This is a genomic window from Kitasatospora sp. NPDC033851 (assembly GCF_055576085.1).
The window spans coordinates 238719-253414 of the sequence record NZ_JBVIRL010000012.1 but is presented as its reverse complement, the minus strand read 5'-3'; the positions used below and the strand labels follow the sequence as shown (position 1 = coordinate 253414).

13 protein-coding genes and 1 pseudogene are annotated in these 14696 nt (G+C 72.8%); 4 read left to right on the top strand and 10 right to left on the bottom strand.

Annotated elements, in window-relative coordinates; genetic code table 11:
* Window positions 1–168: 168 nt before the first annotated feature.
* From ACZ51D_RS23660 to ACZ51D_RS23650, 3 genes are all read right to left on the bottom strand, one after another.
* Window positions 169–756, bottom strand: a complete 588-nt coding sequence (locus tag ACZ51D_RS23660; RefSeq protein WP_360494105.1) for a TerD family protein — start codon at window positions 754–756, stop codon at window positions 169–171.
* A gap of 248 nt (window positions 757–1004) precedes the next feature.
* Window positions 1005–1649 carry a hypothetical protein gene (locus tag ACZ51D_RS23655; protein WP_465663459.1) on the bottom strand — a complete coding sequence of 215 codons (645 nt, stop codon included), beginning with the start codon at window positions 1647–1649 and terminating at the stop codon, window positions 1005–1007.
* Window positions 1646–2284 carry a class I SAM-dependent methyltransferase gene (locus ACZ51D_RS23650; protein ID WP_465618129.1) on the bottom strand — a complete coding sequence of 213 codons (639 nt, stop codon included), beginning with the start codon at window positions 2282–2284 and terminating at the stop codon, window positions 1646–1648. The genes ACZ51D_RS23655 and ACZ51D_RS23650 overlap by 4 nt, the downstream gene beginning before the upstream one ends.
* A gap of 121 nt (window positions 2285–2405) precedes the next feature.
* Here ACZ51D_RS23650 and ACZ51D_RS23645 point away from each other — a divergent pair, with 121 nt between their 5' ends.
* Window positions 2406–3479, top strand: coding sequence for a glycoside hydrolase family 18 protein (locus ACZ51D_RS23645; protein WP_465663458.1), 1074 nt, complete (start codon window positions 2406–2408; stop codon window positions 3477–3479).
* A 76-nt stretch (window positions 3480–3555) separates the two neighbouring features.
* Here the strand turns inward: ACZ51D_RS23645 and ACZ51D_RS23640 are convergent, their stop codons facing one another.
* The 5 genes from ACZ51D_RS23640 to ACZ51D_RS23620 all read right to left on the bottom strand — a co-directional run bounded on the left by ACZ51D_RS23640 (window position 3556) and on the right by ACZ51D_RS23620 (window position 10566).
* Window positions 3556–4326: a bestrophin-like domain gene (locus tag ACZ51D_RS23640; protein ID WP_465618127.1), complete on the bottom strand. Its 771-nt coding sequence runs from the start codon at window positions 4324–4326 to the stop codon at window positions 3556–3558.
* A gap of 1388 nt (window positions 4327–5714) precedes the next feature.
* The gene (locus ACZ51D_RS23635) at window positions 5715–7121 is read right to left on the bottom strand and encodes a family 2B encapsulin nanocompartment shell protein (protein ID WP_465618125.1); all 1407 of its coding nucleotides are present in this window, start codon (window positions 7119–7121) and stop codon (window positions 5715–5717) included.
* 670 nt (window positions 7122–7791) lie between these two features.
* The gene (locus ACZ51D_RS23630) at window positions 7792–8304 is read right to left on the bottom strand and encodes a hypothetical protein (protein WP_360494087.1); all 513 of its coding nucleotides are present in this window, start codon (window positions 8302–8304) and stop codon (window positions 7792–7794) included.
* 215 nt (window positions 8305–8519) lie between these two features.
* Window positions 8520–9974, bottom strand: coding sequence for a MocR-like pyridoxine biosynthesis transcription factor PdxR (gene pdxR / locus ACZ51D_RS23625; RefSeq protein ID WP_465618122.1), 1455 nt, complete (start codon window positions 9972–9974; stop codon window positions 8520–8522).
* 103 nt (window positions 9975–10077) lie between these two features.
* On the bottom strand, window positions 10078–10566 hold the full coding sequence (locus ACZ51D_RS23620) for a universal stress protein (protein WP_465618275.1): 489 nt from the start codon (window positions 10564–10566) through the stop codon (window positions 10078–10080).
* Between the two features lie 567 nt (window positions 10567–11133).
* On the opposite strand from ACZ51D_RS23620, the pseudogene ACZ51D_RS23615 reads away from it, so the two are divergent.
* A pseudogene (locus ACZ51D_RS23615) lies at window positions 11134–11526 on the top strand (transglycosylase family protein); the annotation flags it as partial.
* Window positions 11527–11673: 147 nt separating this feature from the next.
* Here the strand turns inward: ACZ51D_RS23615 and ACZ51D_RS23610 are convergent.
* Window positions 11674–12258, bottom strand: coding sequence for a pyridoxamine 5'-phosphate oxidase family protein (locus ACZ51D_RS23610; RefSeq protein WP_465618120.1), 585 nt, complete (start codon window positions 12256–12258; stop codon window positions 11674–11676).
* A 132-nt stretch (window positions 12259–12390) separates the two neighbouring features.
* Here ACZ51D_RS23610 and ACZ51D_RS23605 point away from each other — a divergent pair, with 132 nt between their 5' ends.
* Window positions 12391–13287, top strand: coding sequence for a helix-turn-helix domain-containing protein (locus tag ACZ51D_RS23605; RefSeq protein ID WP_465618118.1), 897 nt, complete (start codon window positions 12391–12393; stop codon window positions 13285–13287).
* A 249-nt stretch (window positions 13288–13536) separates the two neighbouring features.
* Here the strand turns inward: ACZ51D_RS23605 and ACZ51D_RS23600 are convergent, their stop codons facing one another.
* Complete coding sequence (locus ACZ51D_RS23600) at window positions 13537–13971, bottom strand: CBS domain-containing protein (protein ID WP_465618116.1); 435 nt, start codon at window positions 13969–13971, stop codon at window positions 13537–13539.
* A gap of 299 nt (window positions 13972–14270) precedes the next feature.
* Here ACZ51D_RS23600 and ACZ51D_RS23595 point away from each other — a divergent pair, with 299 nt between their 5' ends.
* On the top strand, window positions 14271–14696 hold the full coding sequence (locus tag ACZ51D_RS23595) for a VOC family protein (protein ID WP_465618114.1): 426 nt from the start codon (window positions 14271–14273) through the stop codon (window positions 14694–14696).

Sequence of the window (14696 nt, the reverse complement as noted above, 5' to 3'; positions counted from 1 at the left end):
TCCGCCCCGGCCGGGAGCCCGGCCGTCGCGACTGGGAGATCCGGCGCGAGGAGCGCGGCCTGTGGGTTCCCCGCGACTGAACCACCCCGCCGGGGGGGGGGGGGGGGGCGCCCCCCCCCCCCCCCCCCCCCCCCCCCCCCGCTGCGACCGCCGCCCGTCCGGGCCTGCTCAGAGGTGCTTGACCAACTCCGGCATCAGGTCCTGGAAGGTCCGCCCGCTGGCCGGCTGGCCGATCGCGGCCATCTGCCAACCGGTCGGCGTGCGCTGCACCTTGGCCATGATCTGCGCGGTGTACGGGCCGCCGCCGGTGAGCGTGTAGCGGGCCAGCTCGGCACCGGTGGTCTCGTCCACGAGCCGGCAGAAGGCCGCCTCGACCTCCTGGAAGGTCTGGCCGGTGAAGGAGTTGACGGTGAAGAGGATCTGATCGACCTCGGCCGACACCGTCGTCAGGTTGACCGTGATCGACTCGTCGTCGGTCGCGCCGCCCGAGCCGCCGACCAGGTTGTCCCCGCTGTGCCGCACCGAGCCGTCGTTGCTGGTGAGGTGCTGGAAGAACACCACGTCCACCGGCCGCCCCTGGGCGAACAGCACCGCCGAGGCGTCCAGGTCGATCTCCCGGCCGGCGGCGAGCAGCTTGGCGAGGAAGCCCTTGCGCTCCGCCGCCTTCCACCCGAGGCCCATCCGGACCAGGCTCAGCTGCCCACCGCCCGGCTTCTCCAGGCTGATCTGCTGCCCCTTGGCCAGCGAAACGCTCATCGCGTCCTCCTCGTTCTGCCACCGCCGCGTGCCGAGAATCTACAGCACTGTAGAAAATTTCCTGATCATCCGACGGGGTCCTGCGAGCACCCCTACCCCGCACTCCCCCTCGCCTCACCCCCGACAACGGTCCGCACACCGACGGAACCGGCGGTCCGACGTCCGGCGTAGCCGTGGAACGGCACCGAACGACCGGGGCAGGACGCTGTCCAGGGCCGACTCTCCTACGCCCTCCCGGCCGGGGCGGATCAGGTGTCGCCGTCCAGCAGGTGCTGCCGCACCTCGTGGAAGGCCCACGGCCCGCGCGCCGGCCGGGAGAACGTCCAGATCGTGTCGAACCGGTCCGGCCAGGCGGCGGGCACGCCGCTGCCGGTGGCGCCGAGCGCTTCGACGATCCGCGGGATCCGCGAGTGCTCCCAGCAGATCAGCACCGGCTGCTCCCCGGCCAGGGCGGAGCCGACCAGCGCGGACTCCTGGGACTCCGCGTACCCGGTGTTCACCGTCAGCCCGAGCCTGCCGGCCAGCGGGGTGACGGTCTGGCGCATCCGGCGTGCGCCGGCCAGCGGGCCGTCATCGGCGGCTGCGAGGATCCTGGCCGGGGTGCGCAGACCGGGCACGGGCGGGGAGAACAACGTGGGCAGCGCCTTCGCGCGGGCCCAGCCGCGCTCGGTGAGCGACTTGCCGTCCGGCTTGCCGGCCTCGTCCAGGCCCGGGTGGCTGCCGTCGGGCTTCTCGCCGTGCCGGATCACCATCACGAAGGCCTCGCGGCCCAGGTCGCTCGGCTCGGGCATCGCGGCGGGCTGCTTCGGCTTCCCTGAGCACCCCGCCAGCACCAGCGGGGCGACGGCCAACAGCCCGCCGAGCACGGCGCGCCGAGCGGGTCCGTCCGTCACCGCGCGGCCCGTTCCAGCCGTACCAGCGCGTCCACGGCGACGCCGCCCGCGCCCCCACCCTTGTGCCCGGGCTCGCCACCGACCGTACGGTGCACCCGCTCGGCGCGGACGGTGCGCAGGCCGAGGTCGGCGAGGTCGGCCCGGACGTCCTCCGGGGTGAAGAGCACGGCCGGGTCCTGCGGGCCGCCGACGCCCTCGGTGAGGTTGCTCAGGTCGTGTCCGACGACCAGCAGGGTGCCGCCGGGGGCGAGCGCGTCGGCGGCGCGGCGCAGCGCGGTGCGGCGGTCCTCGGCAGGGAGCTGGAGGTAGGCGACCAGGACGAGGTCGTAGCCGGCGGCGGGGCCTTCAAAGGTGCGGGCGTCGCCGTGGCGCCAGGTGAGGCGGTCGGCGACCTCGTCGGGCAGGTCGGCGGTGAGCCGTTCGGCGCGTTCCAGGGCGACGGCGGAGAAGTCCAGTCCGGTGACCTCCCAGCCCTGGGCGGCCAGCCAGATGGCGTTGCGGCCTTCGCCGGCGGCCAGGTCGAGGGCGTGGCCGGGAGCGCGGCCGGTCAGTTCGCGGACCACCCACTGGTTGGGCTCGGCGCCCCACACCAGCTCGCTCGCGGCGTAGCGGTCGTCCCAGTCCTGGCTGTCCATCGCGGCTCCTCCGTTCGACGGTCGTTCGACGGGCCTGCTCGTGCCGGTCCTGCCGGTTGCACCGGCCAACCTACCGGGCCGACGAGACCACGACCGGGAACGGTCCAGCGGGCGGACACCCTTGACGGCGAATATTGGTCCCTTCAACCAGCTGCGCCAGCTCAAGGCCGCGTACCCGAACCTGCGGTTCACCATCTCGATCGGCGGCTGGACGTACTCCAAGTACTTCTCCGGCGCGGCGGCCACCGACGCCTCCCGAAAGACCTTCGTATCCTCCTGCATCGACATGTTCCTCAAGGGGAACCTGCCGACCGGTGTCGCCGGTGACGCCTCGGGCGGACAGGCCTCGGCCGCGGGCATCTTCGACGGCATCGACCTCGACTGGGAGTACCCCGGCTCGGCCGGCGTCCACACCGGCAACCACTACTCCCCCGCCGACAGGCAGAACTACACGCTGCTGCTGGAGTTCCGCACCCAGCTGGACACCCTCGGCTCCGCGCAGGGCAAGCGCTACCTGCCGACCGCCGCGCTGCCCAGTGGTCAGGACAAGGTCGCCCAGCTGGAGACCGACAGGATCGGCGCCTACCTGGACTACGCCGACGTGATGTCCTACGACATGCACGGCGCGTGGGACGCCAAGGGCCCGACCAACCACCAGGACCCGCTGCACGACAGCCCGGCCGATCCGACCACGCCGATCACCCCCGGCACCCCCGGCACCCCCGGCACCCCCGGCACCCCCGGCACCCGCAAGTACAACGTGGACACCACGGTCGCCGCGTACACCACCGGCCTGCCCGAGTACGGCATCCCCGGCGGCTTCCCGGCGAGCAAGCTGGTGCTCGGCATCCCGTTCTACTGGCGCGGCTGGACGAGCGTCCCGGCGAGCTCGAACTTCGGCCTCTACCAGAGCGCGACCGGTCCGACGGCCGCCAAGCCGATGAGCCAGGCGGCCGGTCTGGCCGCCTGGAAGGAGCTCAACCCGACCGCGGCGCAGACCCACTGGGACCCGGTCACCGAGAGCAGCTGGGTCTACGACGGCACCGACTTCTGGACCGGTGACACTCCGCAGGCCGTCCAGGCGCGCGGGGCCTACGCCAAGAGCAAGGGGCTGGGCGGCCTGTTCGCCTTCTCCCTGGAGAACGACGACACGGCCGGCACGATGCTCAACTCGACGGGCAGCAGTCTTCGCTGACGTCACATCAGGCGACTGTGAACGGCGACGGCCCGCGCGGGATACCGCCGATTCCGCGCGGGCCGTCCACCGCTGCTCAGCCCTTGAGGTTGAGCGAGGGGAAGAGGTCCTCGAACGGCTGGGTGGTCACCGAGACGCTGCGGGAGAACGGGTTGTCGAAGTCCCAGATCATGAACAGCAGGAAGGCGATCAGCGCGCTGAAGCAGAGTGCCAGGATCAACTCCCGCGGCGTGTTCCGGATCTGCAGCGCGAACAGCATGCCGACCGTCACCACGGCACCGCCGAGCAGTCCGAACCAGACCACGTCCGGCATGGTGGGGCCGGCGTTCTGGCCGCGCGAATTGCGGGCGTCGGAGGCCTGGTCGATCCGGTCCAGGATCGGCTGGTAGGCCTGCGACTCCAGGTCGGAGGCCGGCGGCCGGGTGGCGACGTCCGTCTGCAGCTTCTGCAGCAACTGGCCGCCCTTCTCGGTGAGTTCGCCGTGCTCGCGCATGTAGTCCCACTCGGTGTTCACCACGTACGTGACGTAGGCGTCCACGTCGGCGCGGACCTGGTCGCGGAACTCCACCGGGTAGACCACCGCCCGGTCGCTCACCTCGCGCAGCGACTGCGCCTCCCGGAACAGGTCGTCCTGGGCGGCGCCGCGCCCCTCCCAGACACCCGCGATGGCGAGACCGAGGACGATCGCGTAGACCACCCCGATCATCATCGTGATGTACTCGATGACGTCCGGCGTCTCGTCGGTGCTCTCCACCGTGCGCACGCGGCGGTGCCTCAACAGCACCACCGCCACCACGACGACACAGGCCGCCGCCATGGCGATGACCAACGCCACCCACTCGGACATGGGAACTCCCTTCTCTGGCTTGGCTTGTGACGGAACAGAAAGATCGGAGGCGGCCCCGGGGCCGGAGCGGTCCCGGGGCCGACCGACGGGCGTCGGGGCCCGTGGTGGGTCAGGACCGGCCCGCGCGGCCTCGACCGCGGCCGCCGCCACCGCCCGGGCGCAGGGCCGCCGCCGCGAGCACGGCGGGGACCATGACCAGCAGCATCGTCTTGGTCATCGAGGCGCCGTGGTGACGCTGCGGCACACTCATCGGCTTCGAAACGGGCACGTGGAACGTCGGCCGCGCCGACGGCACCGGCCACAGCGGGCTCGGGCGCACCGGGCTCGGCGGGGCGGCGCTCAGGGCCGCCGGACTGGGCACGACCGGACTCGGCACGACCGGGACAGCGGGTGGCGGCGGGACCGGCGCGGGAGCGGGCGGATCCGGAGCGGGAGCCGGGGGTGCCGGGGCCGCAGGTACGGGCGGCGGCGGCGCGGGCGGCGACGGGGGCGGCGGGGTGGGAGCCGGCGTCGGGCTGGGCGTGGGGGTCGGCGTACGCGTGGGGGTCGGCGTCGGCGTGGGGGTCGGCGTAAAAGTCGGGGTCGGCGTGGGGGTGGGCGCATGGGTCGGCGTAGGTGTAGGCGTGGGCGTCGGACTCGGGCAGGGGTGCGGGTGGTGATGGTGGTGACCCCAGTCGTGCCAGTCGTGCCAGCTATGCCCCCCGCGCTCGCCGTGCCCGTCCGGCCCCTCGTGCTCGTCGTCCGGCCGCCCGGGCTCCGGCCGTGGTCCCGCCGAGGACGAGGGAGCCGCCGGGAGGGGAGTGGCCCGGGGCGTGTGGCACGGGTGGTGGCCTGACGGGGGCCTGTGGCCGTGGTGTCCGGTACCGGCGTTGGGGGCGACGCTGACGCCGACCTGGACGTCGACGCCCACCCCGACGCCCACGCTGCCGCCCGGCCCCACCGACACCGACACGTCGGTCTCGGTGCAGACGCAGGTGTCCACGGCCGGGCCGTGCGGATACCCTCCGGCGTGCTCGGCCCCGGACGCGGTCGCGCCGGTGGCCAGTGCGCACATCGCGACCACGCCGACCGCCGCGCCGATCAGCCGTACCCGCCGCCCGGAGACCGCCGACCCGCCGGCGTGCAGCGGTATCCGGCGTAACTGCCGACGCTGGGACATGGGCTCCACACACCTCTCGGGTCGCATGGGGGGAAGGACGGGACAAGACAGGACCGGCCGGAAGCGGTCGGCTCCCGGCCGAGAATCGATCGGACACGACCAAAAGTGGTCAAACGCGCGGCGGACGGCCCACCTCCGGGGGTGAGCCGTCCGTCATCAGGTCAAACGATCTTGGTGCCGGCCGGTTACGGCCCGCACGCACTGTTCCGCACGAACGTGTTCCGCGCGCTCAGTGGCGGCGGTGCGCGATCTCGACGTTCTCCAGCACACCGACCGCGTCCGGCACCAGGATCGCGGCCGAGTAGTAGGCGCTGACCAGGTACGAGATGATCGCCTTCTCGTCGATCCCCATGAAGCGGACCGAGAGGGACGGCTGGTACTCGTCCGGGATGCCGGTCTGGTGCAGGCCGATCACGCCCTGGTTGTCCTCACCGGCACGGATCACGAGGATCGAGCTCGTGTTCTCCTTGGTGATCGGGATCTTGTTGCAGGGCAGGATCGGTACCCCGCGCCAGGCCGGCACCTGCTGCCCGCCGAGGTCGACGTGGGTGGGGTACAGGCCCCGCGCGTTGAACTCGCGGCCGATCGCGGCGATGGTCCGCGGGTGGGCCAGCAGGTAGTCGGGGTCGCGGCGGCGGCTGAGCAGCTCGTCCAGGTCGTCCGGGGTGGGCGGGCCGGAGTGGGTCTGGATCCGCTGGTCGAAGTCGGCGTTGTTGAGCAGGCCGAACTCCGGGTTGTTGACGAGCTCGTGCTCCTGGCGCTCGCGCAGGGCCTCGATGGTCAGCCGGAGCTGGTGCTCGATCTGGTTCATCGGCTGGTTGTACAGGTCCGCGACGCGAGTGTGGACCTTGAGGATGGTCTGCGCGACGCTCAGCTCGTACTCACGCGGATTGAGCTCGTAGTCCACGAAGGCGCCGGGGAGCTCGTACTCGCCGTGGTGACCGGCCGACATGGCGATCTCGGCCTCGCCGCGCTCGTTCTGGGCCTGCAGCGGCAGGGCCAGGAAGGCCTGCAGGTGCTCCTGCAGGCTGGGCGCGTTGTCCCGGATGGCGGCGAAGTCCGCCCGGGTCAGGGTGAGGGCCACACCGGAGGTGACGGTCTTGGCGGTGCAGTCCCAGACGGCGTCCGGGTTCAACAGGGAGTCGTCACCGAAGCGGTCGCCGTCGGCGGCCACGCCGATCTCGGTCTCGTCGCCGTACTTGCCGGTGCCGAACAGGTTGATCCTGCCGTGCGCGATCAGGAAGATCCGGTCGGCGGCCTCGCCCTGGGTGGCGAGCACCTCACCGGGGCCGAAGTCCCGCTGCTGGCAGCGGTCGGCCAGGGCGGTGAGCACATCCTCGTCCTCGAAGCCGCGCAGCAGGGCCAACTCACCCAGCTCCGCCGGGATCACCCGGACCTGGGAACCGGTCTTGATGAACTCCACCACGCCGTTGCCCACGGTGTAGGTGAGCCGACGGTTCACCCGGTAGGCGCCACCGGCGGCCTGCACCCAGGGGAGCACCTTGAGCAGCCAGCGGGAGGTGATCTCCTGCATCTGCGGTGCGGACTTGGTCGTGGTGGCAAGGTTGCGTGCAGCGGCCGTCGCAAGGCTCTGCTGCTTGACCTGCTCTGTCTCCGGGCTCGTGTCCACGGGCATCGGCAGGGGTCTCCATTCCTGTGGTCGGGTCACGCGGCCAGGGCCGTACGAACGAACCGCCCTGGCGCATGCCGTGACGGATCCTCAGATCCGCATATCGGTGGGGGCGTTGGCGAACTGTCGCGATGCGGCCGCCCTCTCCCGGCGGCCCATCCGGAACCCTAGATCACCAGAACCCGACCAAGGCCGTACGGACGCCCAGTACCCCCCGATAGGGTGAATCTCGCGTGGTCCGCCCCCACCGCCCCGAAAACCGGAGGAACATCCGTTCGCACCTGCGATCCCCGTGCTGCCAATGGCTTTCCCACCCGTCCCCGACCCCGTCGGACGGCCCCGGCGGCCACCGGCCGGCGTCAACCCGGCACACCGGTCGGACGGTTCAGGCCACCTCAAAACCCGCGTCGCACCCGGTCGAGCCGCAGACAAGCCAAGTCGGACGACATCGGCAGGCCGGGGAGATCGACCGGACCGACCGGGCCATGGGGCATCGAGGCACGCGTGCGCCCGGCCTGCCATCCGCCCACGACGCCGCGGACGGCCCGTCAGGTGCCGGAACGGGGGCGGCCGGCACCTGACGGGGGAACGGGGGATGCGCAGTGGGGGCGTGCGCCGGGGACGGTCGCGGGCCCGCGCCGGGTCGGGATCGGTTCGAGACCGGGTCGCTCTCGGGTCAGGCGCAGGCGACCTGGGTGCCGGGGACACCGACGATGCCCGCGTTGTTGCTCAGCCCTGCGTTGTACTCGTAGTACAGGTAGGAGTAGAAGTCGATCCGGGTGGCGTCGCCGCAGGCCGAGTCCGGGGCGATGGCGTAGGTCACCGTGAAGGTGCTGCTGGCGCCGGGTCCGAGCGGCACGTTGTACCGGGCGATGCCGCCGTGGACGTTGTCACTGCAGCCGTTGGTCTGGGTGCCGCAGGCGGTCTCGGTGAACTTGAGGCCGGTCTGCAGGCTGGTTCCGTAGGTCTCCTGGACACTCTGGTAGACGAATTGGATCGGGGTGTCGTAAGGGTTGGTGAGCGTCAGCGTGAGCGTGAACTCGCCGCCCCGGACGGTCGTCTGCTTGTCGGAGACGGCGGTGAGGGGCAGCGGGGTGTCGGCCCGGGCGGGAGCGGCGGAGAGGAGCAGACCGACGACGAGGGCCGGGCACGCGACGAGCGCGGCGCGGATCGGATGTGTTCTGCGCATGACCAAGGAGCGTAAGCGGCGGCACCGCGTGGGCTGCTCTCCTCAGCCCGGTTCCGTACCGACGCAGGAGCGGTGCGCGGACGCCGTGGACCGGCAAGTCGCGTTCCGGCCCCACCGGGGCGCCCGGGAGCCTATCCTTCGCCGCTCCCCCGCCCTCGGTCTCCCGCTCACACCCCGGCCCGAGGCCCCCGCCCTGAGGACTCAGCCCTCAGGACTCAGGCGGACGGCGGCAGGATGTCGCAGAGCGCCTCGACCGCCGCCGTGTAGGCGTGGTCGGGCGGCGTGGCGTAGCCGACCACCAGCCCGTCGACGGCCGGCATGGCCTCGGGGGTGATCGCCGGGTGCCGGAAGTCGGCGAGGCCGTCGACGGCCAGGCCCCGGTAGGCGGCAGCCTTGAGCACCGAGCGCTCGGTGCCGGGCTCCAGCCGCAGCACCGCGTGCAGGCCGGCCGCGATGCCGGACACCTCGACGTGCGGGGCGTTCACCGCGAGTGCGGCCACCAGCTGGTCGCGGCGGTCCCGGTAGTGGCGGCGCATCCGGCGCACGTGCCGGTCGTAGCCGCCGGAGTCGATGAACTCGGCGAGGGTCAGCTGGTCCAACGCGCTGGCCCAGCCCTCGCGTTCGCCCTTGGCGGCGAGCGCCCGGTCGACCAGGTGGTCCGGCAGCACCATCCAGCCGAGGCGCAGCGCGGGGGTGAGGCTCTTGCTGGCGCTGCCGAGGTAGACCACCCGCTCCGGGTCGAGGCCCTGGACGGCGCCGACCGGCTGGCGGTCGTAGCGGAACTCGCCGTCGTAGTCGTCCTCCAGGACCAGTGCGCCGCGGCCGCGCGCCCAGTCGACCACGGCGGCGCGGCGGCCCGGGTTCAGCGGGCCGCCGGTGGGGAACTGGTGGGCGGGGGTGAGCAGGGCCGTACGGACGGTCCTGTGGTGCGCCAACTCGTCGACGAGGGCGCCCTGTTCGTCGATCGGCAGCGGCACGGCTGTGACCCCGGCGGCGGCCAGCAGCCCGTGGTGGAAGCCCAGGCCGTACGCCTCGACGGCCAGCGGCCCGTTCTCGGCGGGCGGCAGGACGGGCCTTGCGCCGTCGAAGAGCAGCCGCAGCGCGTGGGCGAAGCCGGAGCAGATCACGATCCGGTCCGGGTCGGTGCGCACCCCCCGGGCGCGGGCCAGGTAGTCGGCGAGGACGGTGCGCAGCTCGCGCCGGCCCTGCGGATCGCCGGGGCCGAAGGCCTCGTTGGGCGCGGCGGTGAGGGCCCGGCGGGCGGCGGCCAGCCAGGCGGCACGGGGGAAGGAGGCGCCGTCGGGCTGGCCCTGGCGCAGGTCGTGCCGGGGCCCGGGGCGGCGCGAGGGCCGGCGGGCCTGGGCGGGCGGGACGGGTTCGGCGCGTTCGGCGACGGTGGTGCCGGATCCCTGACGAGCGGTCAGCCAGCCCTCGGCGACGAGTTCGGCGTAGGCCTCGGCGGCGGTGTTGCGGGCCAGGCCGAGGTCGGCGGCGAGCGTCCGGTACGGCGGCAGGCGGGTGCCGGGCGCCAGCCGGCCGCTGCGGATCGCCTCGCGCAGGGCCGTCATCAGTGCGGCGCGGCGGCCGCCGGTGGCGGGGAGGTCGAGGTGCAGGTCGTTGCCGGTCGGGTGGGCGGGCTCGGAAAGGTGCGTGCCCCGCGTGTCCGTCATGTTCACGCACCCTACCCGCCGCCCCGTCCCCGCCCGGCGGGCGGTCGGCCCGGGCGGCGGGCGCACCCGGGCCTGCGGACGGACGACAGTCACCGGCCGGCTCTTAGGGGACGACGGTCACCGGCCAGCGGCCCGCCTTCACCAGCCGGACCGCCACCGATCCGATCACCTTGTGCCCGGCCTGCTCGGAGACCCCGACCACCACGGCGTCCGCGCGCAGCTCGTCGGCCAGCTTGGCCAGCCCGCCGTACGGGTCGCCGCGCATGGTCAGGAAGCGCCAGTCCACCTTCCACACCTCGCGCACCCGGTCCTCGGCCTCGCGCAGGGCGGCCAGCAGTTCCTCGGCGATCTCCTGGGTGGTCTCCTCCACCGCGGCCCCGGCCAGGGCGGTCGCGGCGCCGAGGATCGGCTGGACGTAGGCCACCGCGAGGACGGCGCCCTGCCGGCGGGCCAGTCCGGCGGCGTAGGCGGTGGCGCGCCAGGAGGAGTCGGAGCCGTCCAGCCCCGCCAGGATCACCTTGGGCCCGTCGGTCCCCAGCTCGAAGCCCTGTGGTGCGACCGCGACCTCGTGCTCCTCGGCGCCGTTCGGCATCCCGACCGGTACCCCGGCGCCGGCCGCCCCTCCTGTCGTGGCGTCCGCTGCTCCCGCGTCCGCCGCGTCCGCTGCTTCGCTCTCGTTGCTCATGGCCCAGAGGCTATTCCGGGCACCGTGAGTGAGCGCAGCGGGCGCTCCGGGTGAGCCCTGTGGTGCGGGCCACCCGGAGCGGCGGCGGGCGCGGCGGATTCGGCACCGGCGGCGGGCGGGCCGTCACGCGCTGTCGACGATGTGCGCGGCCTCACAGGACTTTCGCTGTGGTGCGGGCCACTTCCCGGCGGTATTCGATCTTGGAAATGGGTGCAAAACGGGCGAAATAGGCACAATTCCTTGATCCTTACGCCCGGTAACGGCCCCCTGACGTGCCTAAACCTTCAAATCCTTGAATCGGCCCCGGCCACCCCCGTAACTTCGAACCCGTTGCACCGAGCGATCCGCTCCGGACGGGCCTCACCGCCCCCGAGCAGGAACGGTGCCGAACCACGCGAGTGACGTGTCCCCGAAACCAACGGCCTTCCGAGGGCCTGGTTCCGCGTGCTCGCAACCCCCTCCGAAAGGAAATTCATGACCTTCCGTAACGAGACCGCCGCTGCCACCACCACTGCCACCCCGAAGCGCCGCAACCGCGTCCGGATGGCTCTGATGGCCGGGGCGCTCACCGCCCTGCCCGTGGCCGGCCTCGTCACGGCCACCGGTGCCTCCGCTGCGCCGGCCACCGTCTGGGACAAGGTCGCCTCCTGCGAGGCCACCGGCAACTGGGCCATCAACTCCGGCAACGGCTTCTACGGCGGCCTCCAGTTCACCTCCAGCACCTGGGCGGCCTTCGGCGGCACCTCCTTCGCCCCGCGCGCCGACCTGGCCACCAAGGACCAGCAGATCTCCGTCGGCGAGAAGGTCCTCGCGGCCCAGGGCCCGGGCGCCTGGCCGATCTGCTCCGTCAAGGCCGGTCTGAGCAAGTAAGACCCCCACGAAGCGCCGCACCCCTGCCGGGTGCGGCGGCTTCGTCATGCCATCAGCCCCGCCCGCGGCGGTGATCTGCCAAGCCGGCGATCCCGTCGGGCCGGCGATCTTCCTGGCCGGTGATCTGCCTGGCCGACGATCCCGTCAGGCGGACCGGGGCGGGAGCGGCAGCGGGACGGCGGGCAGGCCGTCGAGGCTGGTGCCGACGAGCGGCTTGCCCTCGCAGTAGGCGCCGAACCCCTCCTCGCCCTTGCGTTCGAAGTACTGGGCGTGCAGGTCGCGATCGGCGCGGTAGTCCATGAACGGCACCGCGTACCCGCAGGAGTCGCTGACCCGCTCGGCCCTGACCAGCACGATCGCCCGCAGGGCCGACCCGTCCGCAGCGGGGTCGAAGTGGCCGAGCAGCTCGGCGAAGCGCGGGTCGTCACGGAAGATCGCCTCGCCCCGGCCGTGCACCCGCACCACGGTCGGCGGTCCCTCGAAGGAGCACCACATCAGGGTGATCCGGCCGTTCTCCCGCAGATGGGCGACGGTCTCGGCCTGCGAACCGCCGAAGTCCAGGTAGGCGAGGGTGAGTTCGTCGATCACCGCAAGCGTTCCCGAGCGGCCCTTGGGCGAGAGGTTGACGTGCCCGTCGGCGGCCAGCGGGGCCGTGGCGACGAAGTAGACCGGCTGGCTCTCGATGAACCGGCGCAGCCGACCTTCGATGCATTCGTACTGCTTTCCCATGGGCGCGAGTATGCCCGCATCTCGACTGGCCAGAAAGGAAGATCCACTCCCCGAGACGCCCCGGAGCTGTCGACGGTGCGCCTAGGATGGCTCGTACACATGTCACCCGCCCGGCCGAGCACGGGAGTTGAGATGGCCCGGAGCACCCTCCCGACAACCCCTCCGGAGACGGTCCTCGGCACGCCCGCCGAGCCCCTGCGCCGGTACGTCCTCGGCTACCGCGGCTACCGGCTGGACCTGCGGCAGCCGCGCCGCCGGCTGGAGGTGCCGACGGACGTCGTCACGGTGGCACTCGCCTTCGAGGGCACCATGCGCCTCGTCGACGCCGTCTCCCCCGCGCCCGCCACCTCCTTCGGATCGGTCGCGGCCGGGCTGCGCCGCACCGCGACGATCGCCGAACACACGGGCGTCCTGCACGGGTTGGCCGTCTCGCTCACCCCGCAGGGCGCGTTCCGGGCGTTCGGTCCGCTGGCCGGCGACCTCGGCGGGCAGTGGGCCGAGGCGGGCGACGTCCTGGGCCCGCGGCTGGGGGCGCTCACCGACCGGCTCGCCCACACCCCGAGCTGGCCGGCCCGGTTCGCCATGCTCGACGGGTACTTCGCCGCACTGTTCGCGTACGGCCCGGACTGGGAACCGTCCGTCCGCTGGGCCTGGCACCAACTGCGGCGCTCGCACGGGCAGGTGCCGATCCACACCCTGGTCGAGGGCACCGGCTGGAGCCGCCGCCGGCTGGAACTACGCTTCCGCGAGCACCTCGGCGTGGCCCCCAAGCAGGCCGCCGGGATCCTCCGCCTCCAGCGCACCCTCGGTGCCCTGGCCGCCCGAGAGGGCCGCTCCACCGGCGCCGACCTCGCCGCGCTCTGCGGCTACTACGACCAGTCCCACCTCGACCGCAGCTTCCGCGGCATGGTCGGCTGCTCACCGCGCGAGTTCCTGGCCTCGCGGAGCGGCGCCGCCACCCTGCCGGAGCCCACCGACCGGGTGGCGGGACGGGTGACCAGCGCCGTCCTCGACGTCGGCGCCGCGTAGGGCCGGCGCCGCGTAGGCGGACTCAGCGTAGGGCCGGAGCAGCGTAGGCCGACTCGCTTTCGGACCGCGTGCGCATTCGTACAAGACGCACGGCGGCCCCGACCGGCACCTTCGAATGGCCCGGCCGGTACAGGGGACCGGCCGGTCACGGCGCGCGGACGGGGCCGGGGCTCAGGTCGGAAATCGGCCGAGCCCGGTCACCGCGTCATGTCCTGACGTCAGGACGCTGCGTCAGGTCACCAGGTGAGGTCACTGCTTCATGTAGACGCCGTCCATGAAGTCGATGATCTGCTGGTCCGTCAGCCGCTGGCCGTTGCGGTGGCCCATCGCCAGGTCGGCCTCGCTGATCATGCCCACCAGCCGCTCGCCGTCGATCACGGGGATGCGCCGGATCTGGTGCTGCTCCATCTTGCGCAGCACCGCGTCCATGCTGTCGTCGGCGCGCACGCAGTGCAGGTGGCCGGACAGGTCCATGGCCGTCATCGTGGAAGGGTCCTTGCCCTCGGCGATACAGCGCAGCACGATGTCGCGGTCGGTGATGATGCCCTTGAGCTTCTGGTCGTCGCCGCAGATCGGCAACGCACCCACGTTCTTGTCGCGCATCATCTTCGCGGCCTCGGCCAGCGTCTGGTGGGCGCCGATGCACTGGGCGCCGGTGTGCATGATGTCTCGGGCAGTGGTCACGGGGACTCCTTCGTCGGTGATTCCCCCCGCTTCCCCCCGGGTGGCGCTCCCCCGCGCGCTCGGCTCGGGCGCGAACGGGGTGACCGCGCCCTCACCATAAGCAACACCGCGCGGGTCCGCGACCGCGCCAGGGGACCGCTTCCACCTGCGGGAGCGGTTCCGGCGCAAGACCGGGCTCACCCGGAGGCGGCGACGTTCCGAGACGTCCGAGGCGGGGCGGGCAGGGCAGGCGGGGCGGCCGCAGAGTGGAGGCGTAGCGGAATCCCGCACCTTCCCTGACCGGTCCCGAGGAGAGAGCCATGGACGCCACCGAGACCCCCGCCCCGCAGGTCTGGCCCAGCCTGCGGGCCACCGACGCCCGGGCGCTGATCCGCTTCCTGGTCGAGGCCTTCGGCTTTCAGGAGGTCGTCGCCTACGGTGAGGGCGATTTCGTCGCCCACGCCGAGCTGGCCTGGCCCGAGGGCGGCGGCGTGATGCTCGGCTCGGACCGTGAGACGCCCGACGGCGCCTCGCCCTGGCCCGGCAAGCCCGGCGGCTTCACCGCGTACGTGGTCACCGCCGACCCGGACGCCGTGCACGCCCGCGCGGTGGCCGCCGGCGCCCGGATCACCACCGCGCCGTACGACACGGACTACGGCTCGCGCGACTTCGCCGCCGCCGACCCGGAGGGCAACCGCTGGTACTTCGGCACCTATCCGGGCGCGCCCCGTCCGGCCGTGGGGTGA

What these genes read in the sequence shown, in the direction of transcription:
- ACZ51D_RS23620 (WP_465618275.1), bottom strand. Translation starts at nt 10,566, where the DNA reads ATGCCGAACGGCGCCGAGGAGCACGAGGTCGCGGTCGCACCACAGGGC.
- ACZ51D_RS23640 (WP_465618127.1), bottom strand. Translation starts at nt 4,326, where the DNA reads ATGTCCGAGTGGGTGGCGTTGGTCATCGCCATGGCGGCGGCCTGTGTC.
- ACZ51D_RS23660 (WP_360494105.1), bottom strand. Translation starts at nt 756, where the DNA reads ATGAGCGTTTCGCTGGCCAAGGGGCAGCAGATCAGCCTGGAGAAGCCG.
- ACZ51D_RS23605 (WP_465618118.1), top strand. Translation starts at nt 12,391, where the DNA reads ATGGCCCGGAGCACCCTCCCGACAACCCCTCCGGAGACGGTCCTCGGC.
- ACZ51D_RS23635 (WP_465618125.1), bottom strand. Translation starts at nt 7,121, where the DNA reads ATGCCCGTGGACACGAGCCCGGAGACAGAGCAGGTCAAGCAGCAGAGC.
- ACZ51D_RS23595 (WP_465618114.1), top strand. Translation starts at nt 14,271, where the DNA reads ATGGACGCCACCGAGACCCCCGCCCCGCAGGTCTGGCCCAGCCTGCGG.
- ACZ51D_RS23630 (WP_360494087.1), bottom strand. Translation starts at nt 8,304, where the DNA reads ATGCGCAGAACACATCCGATCCGCGCCGCGCTCGTCGCGTGCCCGGCC.
- ACZ51D_RS23650 (WP_465618129.1), bottom strand. Translation starts at nt 2,284, where the DNA reads ATGGACAGCCAGGACTGGGACGACCGCTACGCCGCGAGCGAGCTGGTG.
- ACZ51D_RS23610 (WP_465618120.1), bottom strand. Translation starts at nt 12,258, where the DNA reads ATGGGAAAGCAGTACGAATGCATCGAAGGTCGGCTGCGCCGGTTCATC.
- pdxR (WP_465618122.1), bottom strand. Translation starts at nt 9,974, where the DNA reads ATGACGGACACGCGGGGCACGCACCTTTCCGAGCCCGCCCACCCGACC.